This window comes from Methylobacterium gnaphalii (genome assembly GCF_007992215.1).
Taxonomy (GTDB): Bacteria; Pseudomonadota; Alphaproteobacteria; order Rhizobiales; family Beijerinckiaceae; genus Methylobacterium; species Methylobacterium gnaphalii.
Map to the genome: position 1 here is coordinate 1 of NZ_BJZV01000057.1, position 11,135 is coordinate 11,135.

At 58.8% G+C, this 11,135-nt stretch carries 8 protein-coding genes and 5 pseudogenes; 7 read left to right on the forward strand and 6 right to left on the reverse strand.

What is annotated here, in order from left to right; genetic code table 11:
* Window positions 1-470: 470 nt before the first annotated feature.
* Together MGN01_RS22300 and MGN01_RS22305 are read left to right on the forward strand one after the other, a co-directional pair.
* The gene (locus tag MGN01_RS22300; RefSeq protein ID WP_147048999.1) at window positions 471-1,352 is read left to right on the forward strand and encodes a TIGR01459 family HAD-type hydrolase; all 882 of its coding nucleotides are present in this window, start codon (window positions 471-473) and stop codon (window positions 1,350-1,352) included.
* A 247-nt stretch (window positions 1,353-1,599) separates the two neighbouring features.
* Window positions 1,600-2,003, forward strand: a pseudogene (locus MGN01_RS22305) (helix-turn-helix domain-containing protein); the annotation flags it as partial.
* A gap of 47 nt (window positions 2,004-2,050) precedes the next feature.
* On the opposite strand, the pseudogene MGN01_RS22310 reads toward MGN01_RS22305, so the two are convergent.
* Window positions 2,051-2,677, reverse strand: a pseudogene (locus tag MGN01_RS22310) (transposase family protein); the annotation flags it as partial.
* 433 nt (window positions 2,678-3,110) lie between these two features.
* Here MGN01_RS22310 and MGN01_RS22315 point away from each other — a divergent pair.
* Together MGN01_RS22315 and MGN01_RS22325 are read left to right on the forward strand one after the other, a co-directional pair.
* Window positions 3,111-3,350, forward strand: a pseudogene (locus MGN01_RS22315) (IS3 family transposase); the annotation flags it as partial.
* A gap of 678 nt (window positions 3,351-4,028) precedes the next feature.
* On the forward strand, window positions 4,029-4,331 hold the full coding sequence (locus MGN01_RS22325; RefSeq protein ID WP_147049001.1) for a hypothetical protein: 303 nt from the start codon (window positions 4,029-4,031) through the stop codon (window positions 4,329-4,331).
* 1,037 nt (window positions 4,332-5,368) lie between these two features.
* Here MGN01_RS22325 and MGN01_RS22330 read toward each other — a convergent pair.
* Window positions 5,369-6,529, reverse strand: a complete 1,161-nt coding sequence (locus tag MGN01_RS22330) for an FkbM family methyltransferase (protein WP_170246122.1) — start codon at window positions 6,527-6,529, stop codon at window positions 5,369-5,371.
* A gap of 187 nt (window positions 6,530-6,716) precedes the next feature.
* Window positions 6,717-7,526, reverse strand: coding sequence for an ABC transporter permease (locus MGN01_RS22335; protein ID WP_238258567.1), 810 nt, complete (start codon window positions 7,524-7,526; stop codon window positions 6,717-6,719).
* A 453-nt stretch (window positions 7,527-7,979) separates the two neighbouring features.
* Between MGN01_RS22335 and MGN01_RS22340 the strand changes: the two are divergent.
* Both MGN01_RS22340 and MGN01_RS22345 read left to right on the forward strand, forming a co-directional pair.
* Window positions 7,980-8,513, forward strand: a pseudogene (locus MGN01_RS22340) (transposase); the annotation flags it as partial.
* 208 nt (window positions 8,514-8,721) lie between these two features.
* Window positions 8,722-9,504 (forward strand): annotated as a pseudogene (locus MGN01_RS22345) (IS110 family RNA-guided transposase); the annotation flags it as partial.
* Between the two features lie 628 nt (window positions 9,505-10,132).
* On the opposite strand, the gene MGN01_RS23850 reads toward MGN01_RS22345, so the two are convergent.
* The 3 genes from MGN01_RS23850 to MGN01_RS22360 are packed head-to-tail and all read right to left on the reverse strand — an operon-like array spanning window position 10,133 to window position 10,751.
* On the reverse strand, window positions 10,133-10,333 hold the full coding sequence (locus MGN01_RS23850; protein WP_170246123.1) for a hypothetical protein: 201 nt from the start codon (window positions 10,331-10,333) through the stop codon (window positions 10,133-10,135).
* A gap of 8 nt (window positions 10,334-10,341) precedes the next feature.
* Entirely contained in the window at window positions 10,342-10,551 is a 210-nt protein-coding gene (locus MGN01_RS22355; protein WP_147049004.1) for a hypothetical protein, read from the reverse strand.
* An 8-nt stretch (window positions 10,552-10,559) separates the two neighbouring features.
* Complete coding sequence (locus MGN01_RS22360; RefSeq protein ID WP_147049005.1) at window positions 10,560-10,751, reverse strand: hypothetical protein; 192 nt, start codon at window positions 10,749-10,751, stop codon at window positions 10,560-10,562.
* Between the two features lie 184 nt (window positions 10,752-10,935).
* Here MGN01_RS22360 and MGN01_RS24020 point away from each other — a divergent pair.
* Window positions 10,936-11,135: hypothetical protein (locus tag MGN01_RS24020; RefSeq protein ID WP_210246099.1), on the forward strand; the 200-nt coding region annotated here is incomplete at its 3' end.

Sequence of the window (11,135 nt, forward strand, 5' to 3'; positions counted from 1 at the left end):
GATCTACAACATGAACCGGGCGGCTTGGCTTACCGGCTCCCGGACGAGGACAGCCTGAGCATCGAAACCGAGGGTATCCGGCCCGCCTCGGCCGGCGAAGGGAGCCGCGTCAGACCTGCAACACCCTAACACTCCCACCGTACCTTCCAAAAGCCGCCGTCAGACCGGTATTTGGAGGTGTCCAGCTAGCTGCCAAGTTTAGGAACCCGCACTCGGGCGAGAGGGTGATGGCAGCCATCGGCCTTATCACTGCCTATCGGCTGAAAAAATCGCATGCCCCGAACAAAGGATTCAATGGCATGCCAAGATAAGTGGCACGGCAAAGGAGCGGTACGCCAATCATCGTTGTTTCATTTGACGCGTTTGACGAGTCGTTTTTGATCTCTCCAAACGTGCTGACTCCACAAACCTGTAGATTTTCCTAACCGGATTATCTACACCGTCGCCTGCTTCGGAGCGTAGAAATCTCGATGAATGTCAATTGGCGACCCCGGCTGCTGACTGGGCTGAGAGAGATAGCGGATCACTACGATGCGATACTTTGCGATGTTTGGGGCGTGCTTCACGATGGCGTCCGTGCGCATCCGCTTGCGCATGCCGCGCTTAAAGAATATCGGCAAACGAAATCTGGCTCCGTCATACTGATCTCGAATGCTCCCTGGCCCTCGTCCCAGTTGGAGGACTTACTTCATGGCTTAGGTATTCCGCGCGCCGCCTACGACGGCCTCGTGACGTCGGGTGATTTGACCAGAGATCTCATCCGGTTTTCCGGGTCGCGCAACGTATTCCATCTTGGGCCTCAATGTGATGCTCGAATTTTCGAAGGCATGGACCTCGCACTCGTCTCCTTTACCACCGCGGATCTTGTGGTCTGCACAAGCCTTTTTGACAGTCTGCGAGAAACCGTATCGGAGTACCGATCAATGCTTTCGGATTTTCGACGCCGCGCCCTTCCGATGATTTGCGCCAATCCGGACCTAGTAGTAGAGCGGGACGGTCGATTGACTCCCTGCGCTGGGCAATTGGCGGCGGCATATGAAGAGATCGGTGGTAAAGTAACGTATGCCGGCAAGCCACATCGGGCAATATACCACGCGGCTGTGAGTAAAGCGTCTATGTCGAGGGGGACGGAGCTTCCGAGAAATCGCATTCTGGCAATTGGAGACAGTCTACAAACAGACATTGCCGGCGCCCGCGATTCTGGCATCTCAACGCTTTTCGTTGCCCGGGGTATTCATGCAGTTGAAATTGGTTTCGTTACAGCCGAGCCTGATCCAGTCTTAATCCGCAAATGGCTTACACAACAATCAGTCATTCCAAATGCGGCCATTGAACAGCTACGCTGGTGCTGAAAATTAATAGCCTGAACTCTGTGAGCTGGACGTGTACGGGATCGCTCATTTACGGCACAACCAACTCCTGTCAGTCGGACGGGCAGGCTCAAAGATTGCCAGCGTCGTCTTCGAGCGGTGGTAGACACAACACAGCACCTGGCCGCACTCCTCGCAAGGTTAACATCCGCCTGCGCTAGGCGTCGTGATCTAGATGTTCGGTCCCGCTGTGTAGTGGTACGACTGATGCCGCATGGAGGGACGCGCTATGGGACAGGTTCTCCACGGCAGCGCCACGACGACTGAGACGGTCCGTCGGGTAATCCAAGCTGGTTAAGAGAGTGTAAGGTCCGCCGCCAAGCGCTATGGCATCAGCCCCTCGACCGTGCAGAAGTGGCGCTGACGCCAGACCAGCACCGATGCACGGATGGGGCCGAAGGAGCCTCGCTCCAGCGTGCTGAGCCTGGAGACGAGGCGGTCATTGTCGCCTTCCGGCGGCACACCCTGTTGCCGCTCGACGACTGCCTCTACGCGCTTCAGCCGACCCTTCCGCATCTGACCCGCTCCAGCCTGCACCGCTGCCTGCAGCGTCACGGCATCAGCCGCCTGCCGGATGTGGACGGCGACAAGCCCAAGCGGTCGCGCTTCGAGGCCTACCCGATCGGCTCCATTCGACGCCGATGCGCCGCCCTTCGGGTCAGATCGACATCGCACAGGTCAGCACGGATCCGGATCGAGCCGTTCATCTTCAGCCATGTCTGTGCGGTGGCCTGCTCGCGGTCGGGCAGGAGCGCTACGATGCGGCGGCGTTCGAGATCGCAGACGAGGGTGCCGTAGCGATGGTTGCGCCGCCAGGCGAAGTCGTCGATGCCGATGACGCTGAGCGAATATGAGTGTGTAGTCGCCCGACGGCGGATCACGCGCAGGAGCGTGTCTCGGCTGACGGGCAGCATCAGGCGCTGAGCGAGACCCGCACCGGGCCGACCACCGAGTGCGAGCCCGAGGTGATGGACGATCTGCTCCAGCCGCGAGGTGCGCCGCGCGAAGGTAGGCAGGACCTCGTCGGAGAAGCGCTCGGCGAAGATCTTCCGCCCACAGGCCGCTGCGTCACACCAGAAGCGTCTCACCATGACTTGGAGTTCGACGCGCCGACCACCGAGCGGCAGGTCGGCGGCACGGCGCTGGTAGCGGCTTTGGATGCGACATGAAGAGGTCCGGCAGTCTGGGCACGTCGCCGTCGCAGATCCGGACCTCACGACCAGCCCGATCCGATCGATGCCGACATCGAGGTGATCGATGATGAATCCGGCAGGTACGAGGCTCGACGGCCTGAAGCGAGTGCGCATGCTGCGGCTCCATCGTGGATATCCGCAAACTCAACGCCGCCGGCATCAGCGAGAGTGAGTCAGAGCCAAAATTGCACGCCGAAACACACGCCTTCGCAGGGTCATCAAGCAAAATGCAAACGGTCTGAGCCATCCGCCCAGACTCGCATATCCTCCACCCCGCGCGAATCCTCCGTTCGCGTCAGTGCACTAGCGGGCAACACGGCAACTAGGGATCCGCGCTCGCAGCGCATCCGGGCGAGCCGCAGGGGCGGCCAAATAACGGCTCGGGCTCGCAGCCCATCGTCTAAGGGTCGGCCTGCCCGCACTCACGTGCTCCCGGTGCCCCACATCCCGGATGGGCTCACCATAGCGCTGATCACATGATCAGCGGAATGCGAGGGCACCGAGGCTATCATGCCGGATAATGGCCAAATCGAGCGGATGACCCGAAGGGCAGCGCGAAGCTGCAAACCGCACCATCACGGACGCCACAATCAAGCGCTACCATTACGCCAGCCACGATGAGCTGCGGCAGCACCTGCAGTTGTTCGTGGACGCCTACAACTACGGCCGCCGACTCAAGACCCTGCGCGGCCTTACACCTTACGAGTTTATTTGCCAGACCTGGACGAAAGAGCCCGAACGCTTCAGGCTCGATCCGTCACACCACATGCCGGGACCGAACATCTAGCCAACTGAACCAAGCAGCTCAGCGTCGATCGCGCCCCGCTATGGTCTCGCGACCGACGATACACTAACTTCGAACCCAGCCACCGAATGGGAACAAGCCACGCTATCAAACGATTTCTCGCCGAGACAAGAAGCGACCCAAAGCCTTTGGTGTGGACCGCCGATCCCGACCGTATCATCCAGGCAGCAAAGGGCGGCACCGACTTGATTGCTGTGCGTTGTTATTCAGTGACTTATTCCTTCGAGGTCCGTCATGATCAGTGCGAAACAGTGGGGTGAAATCTACAGGGGCGATGAGGTGAAGAGAACGCGCGATGGCGCGGTTCTCAACGTGGCAGCTAAGTACCAGGATCGCGATGGCAGCGTGCGGTTTCTCTGCAGGGATACGCAGGGCAATACAACCATGCTGCTTGGATCTGAGCTCGACTTGGCAGCCAAGCGGAATGTAGGGGGACGGCCGATTCGGTGAGATAATCATAAACGGCTTCAGCGAGCGACCCCATCGAAGCCGAACCATGTGTTGATGGGGTTGTGGGGCCCTTACACGCCTTCCTTGGGAGCCCGGTGCTCGTGATCTGCGAGCTACGCGAAACACCGAGAAAAGTCGCCTCCTCATGCCAGGCCTCAACCGCGCGACCATGATCCTCGCGATCTTTGGCCGGCTTGCAGAGGAAGTGGGTTGTCGCCGACGACCTATTCGCTGACGAGCGTTGATACGACGGCAGCGGGCCAAGCCTACGTGTCGGGCGGCCTCGCGGTTGAGTATCTGGAAGACACCGCCCCCCGCAATCAGATCGGCGTCTACGACGCAAACCACACCGATGCCGAAACAACCGGCGGCGCGTGGCGTGGCGTTCGTAACGGACGTGCTGCGAGCCCCACACTTGCCGGTTACGACGGCAAGCACGCCTTCACCTCTACAACTTCGGCCAAGACGGCGAACTCTGGGCAGCCTTCGATCTCGGCGGCGACAATCGCATGAGCGGGACTCAGTTGGATCTGCCGTGCCGCTATGGCCTCCGCTTCCGTGGCCCGCGCAACACCGTCGAGGGTCTCAAGCTCTAGTACAATGGCTTCGGCATCCTGCCGGCAATTAACGACTACGCGTCAATGCTCCACCTCGATACCGGGAAGGTCCTCTTCATATCGGTTGCAGGCGTGGTCGGCCGAGCGAACATGCACAATTAGGTTGCCAAAGGGACGGCTGGACCGCAGCTTCAAAGCGACATCTCAGGCAATTTCGCCGGCTTCACTGGCGACAGCAACTACTACTACGTCGTCAATCCGTTCGGCATGACACGGCAGCCGTTCTTGCCCAGCCAGTTCGGCACGATCACGGTCGCGTCCAGCGTGCCGAGGGTAGTCGCAAGCTCTTACAACATCGCAAGCGTGACACGAAATGGTGTTGGCAACTATACAGTAAACTCCAATTCCGCAAACTTGGATCAGCAGTCGATCGTGTCTGTCGATACAAGCGGAGGCGGTGCTTTTACTCGGCTCACGAGTACACCGCCTCGCGGACGCCGACATCTCGCCGCTACATCTTCAACTACAACAACATGGCGAACCCAGGCGCGGAGAGCCGGCATGATTCGACGAGCTTCGCGATCTCGGTTCCGGGACTCTGCGCCTCGCAGTAGCGCCGCCTCTTACCGATAGCCCATCCCTGCGCCGCCCAGTCAAGGTCGCGTGCTCTGTAATATGTCCGGAGATCTCATGGCCGCGAGCCTTAATCGCGCGGTGTTCTTCGCCGCTCCCCGTAAAGCCCCATTCGGGCGCATTCGGTTCCAGCGCCAAGTCGACGTGATGAACGGGTTGCTCGCTGCCTGACCACCAGCGATGGAGAAGGCGACGCCGGCCCTTTGCCTCGCGACGACGAAACACGAGACCGGGCAGGCGCTGTGGCCGTCGCGAAAAAAATCTGACCTACTCGACCGCCGCATGCATCCGTCAGGTCTGGCCGAGCCACTTCCCGCCGGAGGCTGCGGCTCAGCCATATGTCCGCAACCCGCAGTGCCCTCACGGCGCAGAATGTCGCAAGACAATGTTTTGATAGGGGGCGCCTTCAAGCAGCGTGCCGAACTCAAGTGGCGCCTCATCGCCCTGCCAACCAATGGCGCTGCATACCAACCCGTGACTGCGAAGTTCCTCAATCAATGCGGCGGGCTCGTGCCCGCAGCTGGCTAGCTGATCGGGTGACCATTCCATCATGACTACGATCTGGCGATTGTTGGCGATCGCTCTCCATGCTCCGCGCAACACCAAGGGCTCGCTCCCTTCTACGTCGATTTTCATGAAGTCAATACGGCCATCCAAGGTGTCGAGCTCATCGTCCAAGCATACGGTCAGCGCTTTGAAGGGTACAAAGTCGAAGTCCTTTGCCTCGCTTGGCCGATCGAGAGGAGTTGCGACGCCGGTATTCCCGGGGCGAGCCCTGCTGGTCATAAGCTCAATCTCGCCAGCCTTATCAGAACAAGCGGCATTCACTTGGCGAGCCCAGCCAATCCAATTGGCGAAAATATTTTCTGATAGAAGCTCAAACATGAGCGGCTCAGGCTCGAACGCGAGGAGACGCCCTTTCCAGCCCACCAGCGAACCAAATATGATGGCATAATAGCCAAAATTTGCGCCCACGTCGACCACATGGTCTCCTGGTTTGACATTTCTTGCGACAAACCGAGTGCTGGGAAGTTCGTATACACCGTCCATGGCCAGCCGCGGCAGTATCATTCTATCATCAGAATTTACAATATATATCGGATCTTGATAGGAAAAGTACTCGGGCATACTTAAACGTGTTAGGACACGGCCGCCACTGAGTGACACATTTCCCAGCCCAGGAGCCGTTTTCTGAAGAGCGCTCATGGCGAGCTGAATTTCTTCGATTTTAGATGCGGAATATTTAAGAGACTGCGCCAGCACGGCCACTTCGGATTGCGCAGCCTCAAATCTCTTTGCAAATGATGAAATCATCTCCGTTGTAGTGTGCTTTTCGCCTAATAACCTATTGTACGCAGTAGTTGTCGACGTGATATTATTCGCCAAACTTGATTGACGTTCTTCAATGTGCAGAATTTTTTTTGAAAGGTGATCTACAGATGCCGCTAAGTTTTTGACGTCATTGGCGGTAGTAGAGATCGCGCCGAGTGCCAGCCTGATTTCTCGAATGAGTTTAAGCATCGTCATCCCGTGCGAAGCAGCGCTCCAGTGCGCCCTGGTTGGGTGTGAATAGCAGATTGACCATAACTGGTAGCCTCATCCCGCCTAAGTTCATGGTCGACGATGTCTGGACGACGGCGCCCTGCCCGCCGTCCGAAGATCAACAGAACTTCGGATTTGCAGTTGACCAACAAGCTTGACAACAAAGTCATAAGCTCTTTCTGCTTACGTTTTTTTCTAAAAATAATCCTATAGTAATTGTACCAAAAACCCAGAAAAACATATAAACATAATCTACCGTTATGGGAAGATTAGGGTCATATCCAAGCCGCACCCATTCAACGAGCTGAACTATCGGATTCCATTTAAGTGTGTGGTACACAGTCTCTGGCATTTCGTGCGGCATCATATAGACACCAGATGTTGCATAAGTCCCTATACTGATAATAATAAAACCCGTCATCCAGCCGGGAAAAAATTGGATAACAGCGGCGTTGATTGTTCCTACGCCTACACCGAGCATGATAGCACAGATGTATCCGGAGATGGCGGTTACAGGAGCGACCGGCATTGGATTGTCGCCCCACAATACAATCAATAGCATGATTACTATCACGCCCATGAAGCTGCTCGCGACCTCAACAATAATCCTTGAGAACATCACATCCAAAGTACGCACTTGCGGGTAGTAAACAAGCGGCTTATTCTGATTTATGCCTTTCATTATTTCACGGGCGATATACTGAAATGCAAGAGCCGGCACTGCTCCCGATGCAATAAAGACGAATGTACTCTCGCCGAATCCAGGACTCCCCCCCCGCAAGATAAGGAGGGCGCTCAGCATCAGAAGGTGTGTTACAGGCCACATTACTTGGATTGCATAACCCCAGTAACTGCCTAGGAAACGAGTGCGCATGTCGCGTAAAAGCAGAGCATGCAAGACGCGCAAGTAAATATCGGTTCGGTCGATCTTAGTGACCTGTCGCACACGGCGTTCAGGGCGAGCTATTTCGGGCACGCTAATTCGTCCTATAAATCCATACAAAAGTTACCCATTCAGTGCGGCCGAAATGCGCCGGGCTATCGACTACCGAGAAAAGGGCATGGCAAGAAAAAAGATCGTCGCCGCTACGAGCGGGCACACACGATATGCCCACGTCAGTCGCTGCTCTCGCTCCGGTAGAATCCCCTGTAGCTTGAACATGATGATCCAGTAAGCGACAGCGGCCGTTAAGAGACTTAGTCCAAAAGGGGGCACGTAGTCGATGGGGCGAAACTCTTGTTTCATAGGAACATTCCGTTCAAGCGTAGTTTTCCCACAATACGTTCAGCTCAGAACTTCGGCCGAACCCGTCACTATACCCTCCGCATTGCCAGCCGCTAGAGCATTTTCGATTTGCGTTGAGTCGAAGTGGGGTTCACGGCGAGGCGACGGGCTGATTCACTGATCGCTCTGGGGGAGGAGTGACGGATGGGACGACCCTACAGCCAGGGTCTGCGCGAGCGGGTGGTGGAAGCCGCGGCAACGACCTCGCGCCGGCAGGCGGCCGCGTGGTTTGGGGTCGGTGTCGCTACCTCGATCCGCTGATGGCCGCGCTCACGATGACCTGGACGGTGGCTGCCCGTCCGCAAGGACGGGCACGCCGCTCGAAGCTCGATCCGCACGAGGCGTTCCTGCGCGGCCTGATCGATGAAAAGGCGGACATCACCCTGGAGGACATGCGCGCCCGGCTTCGGGACGAGCACGACCTCACGGTCGGGCTCGGCACCCTATGGAGTTTCCTCGACGCACACGATCTGACGTACAAAAAAGACAGCTCACGCCACCAAGCAGGGTCGCCCGGACGTGAAGGCCGCGCGCGAGGCGTGGTTTGAGGGCCGGCCCGATCTCGACCCAGCGCATCTCGTGTTCGTGGACGAGACCTGGACTCCGACCAACATGGCCCGCACCCGCGGGCGCTGTACCCGTGGCGATTGGTTGCGTTCGCCCGTACCGCATGGCCATGTGTGGACGCCCCTCCGGGTGCAAGCAGAATCTTGGGACGGGCGCTGCGCGTGCTCGGGTGCTGCCATGTGTCCGGCCTCTGATGCGGCCGTTCTATGCGCCGCGGGCCCGTATGGGAGTGCGAGTGCCGGGACCACATCACTGGAACGTGCTCGTCCTGGCCCGAAAGCCATACCTCAGGGCGGACCACTTCACTGGGGGCGGATCAAGCCGGCAGGCTTACCAAGCGCTGAAGTCGCTCACGACGCACAAGACCGACCGCAACGATGCGCGCGGTCTCTCTCACCTGGCACGAACGGGCTTCTTCAAATCGGTGCACGTGAAGTCGTTGCCGGCTCACGCCGTGAGGTCGTTGATCATCGCTCGCAAGAAGCTGGTGGGCCAGCGGGTCACGTTGGAGAACCAGATCCGCGGCCTTGCCGTCGTGTTCGGGGTGCGACTGCCGCGGGCGCTCAGCCCTGCGTTCATCGAGCAGGCTCTGCGTTCGAGCGAGGGGATCACTGGGCTGTCTGCCGCCATGCGGGGCCTGATCGGAGCGCGAGCTGCCGTTCTGGCCGCCGTCATCGCCATCGACGCAGATATCAAGCGGATGGTCCGAGCCTCAGAGGCCTGCCGCCGCTTGATGACGATCCCGGGCGTCGGTCAACTCACCGCGCTCGCCTTCACGGCAGCCATCGACGATCCGGAGCGCTTCAAGCGCTCTCGCGACGTCGGGCCGTATCTCGGTCTCGTCCCACGGCGTTACCAATCGGGCGAGGTCGACTACACCGGCAGCATCTCGAAGTGCGGCGACCGGCGGGTCAGAACGCTCCTGTACGAAGCCGCCAACGTGATGCTGACGCGCTGCAGGCAGCCTCTGAAGCTCAAGGCTTGGGCTCTGGCCATCGCGAAGCGCTCGACGATGCGCAAGGCGCGCATCGCTCTGGCGCGTCGGCTGGCGATCATCATGCACGCGATGCTGCGGCAGGGCACCGAGTTCAAGCCTGCGTAGAGGCTGACATTACCGGACAGGAGGCCGAACCGAGCTCCCGAGCGGGAGCGACGCCCGAGGGAGGAAGCAGACGATGGCGCCGATTCTGTAGCATGCGGCCTTGTGCCGGCTGCGATTTCAACCGAGCCGCTCTGCACCCAGCTGACCCCATCAAGTGCCGCACGAGCACGTAGAGAACGCAGGCACCCGAAAGCGTCGAACGCTCTGAACCGAGCTGCCGCCCATTGACCCATTAGAGAACACTATCGGCGATGGGCTGCCAGAGCGCGGGTACCTCAAAGAGACAGACGGTCGGTTCGTGTGTGGGCGAATCAGATTTCATCCCTGGTGCCGAGTGTTGTTATGCTCATTACCAGTGGTCGAGAAGTCATTCAGGGGAAGAAAATCAAAAATCGGCGCGATTCTATAAGACGTTTTGGGGGTCTTATATCGATGCTGGAGATTTTGTGCTACGGCGGCCGGCTCGATAACAAGCTTCCGAACGATGGCTGGGACTTCCGTGGCAGGGGCGATGTTCAGGCAACCGGCCGGGACAATGCCCAACGCGCCAACGGGCGTCTTCAGGATCTCGGTTACCTCACCAAGGCGCTGTTGACGCCTTCGGGCGTCTGGTTGTGGCGGTTGTCGTTCACTGGAGTCCAAGGGCTTTTGCAGCCCAACACTCGACCGGCATGATGCCAGCTCCCATCAGCATGCCAATCACGAGAGCCGCGATCACAACACGGTTGCTCCAGCGCAGATTTCCGGAGGACTTGGCTGAGTTATCGCTGACCGGCGGCCGAAGCAAGCTTTCGTTCTGGACTTCGTACTGCGTGTCGGGATCGATCATAAAATTCCTCACTGCACTACGTTCAGGCCGGCTGGCGTCAGCATCGCAGCATAGGCCACCACATCGCCGGACGTCGTCGGCCGCCCATCCACGATGTAGGTCGCAGGGCCGCCGTCGATCTCAATGTTGATGTCGCGCGCTTCAAGAAGCTGCAGCGCTTCCCGCAGATGCGCGTGGGGTGCGGCGTTGATCTCTGAGGCGGGCGCAGATTCGGTCATGCCGCATCTTAGTCGAACCGCGGACCATCGGTCGAGATATTCGCCCGAGCCCAACTCTTGGCCTGGGTTTGCACCTCTGCCTCAGACATTTTGTGCATCGAGCAGAGCCGCAGCAACTCGGCCAGCGTCGGCTCACGGCCGAGCGTCTTGCGCACGCCGGCGAGGCGTTGCACCCAAGACGCGAGGCTCTTCTCAGCCATGACGCGCTCCTGTGTCGGGGCAGGGGTCGTTTTCCTCTAGCGGTTGGTCCATGCAGTCGTCGCACAGCCAGGAAAGATCGCCACCCCATTTCATCCAGTGGATGCGCTCGACGACGCGTTCGCAGCAAGCGCACAAATCTTTGGTCGGCGGGAACGCTTCTTCGTATATCCGCGGAGGCTCATCATGCGTCGGCTGCGGATCGGCGGAGGGAAGGGGCGATTGTCATTGGACGAGGCTCCCAAGCCGCCACGCGCGATCAAGCTTTACGAAAAAGTCGGGGCTGACGTCGAATGCGCGGGCAAGTCCCGTAGCCGTCTCGGCGTCGAGGATAAGATGCGGTCATGGACAGCGATCAAAATGTCGACGCTGAGCTTATTCATGCC

Excerpts from the sequence above, each read along its gene's own strand:
- MGN01_RS22330 (WP_170246122.1), bottom strand. The coding sequence starts at position 6,529 with ATGCTTAAACTCATTCGAGAAATCAGGCTGGCACTCGGCGCGATCTCT.
- MGN01_RS22360 (WP_147049005.1), bottom strand. The coding sequence starts at position 10,751 with ATGGCTGAGAAGAGCCTCGCGTCTTGGGTGCAACGCCTCGCCGGCGTG.
- MGN01_RS22300 (WP_147048999.1), top strand. The coding sequence starts at position 471 with ATGAATGTCAATTGGCGACCCCGGCTGCTGACTGGGCTGAGAGAGATA.
- MGN01_RS22355 (WP_147049004.1), bottom strand. The coding sequence starts at position 10,551 with ATGACCGAATCTGCGCCCGCCTCAGAGATCAACGCCGCACCCCACGCG.
- MGN01_RS23850 (WP_170246123.1), bottom strand. The coding sequence starts at position 10,333 with ATGATCGATCCCGACACGCAGTACGAAGTCCAGAACGAAAGCTTGCTT.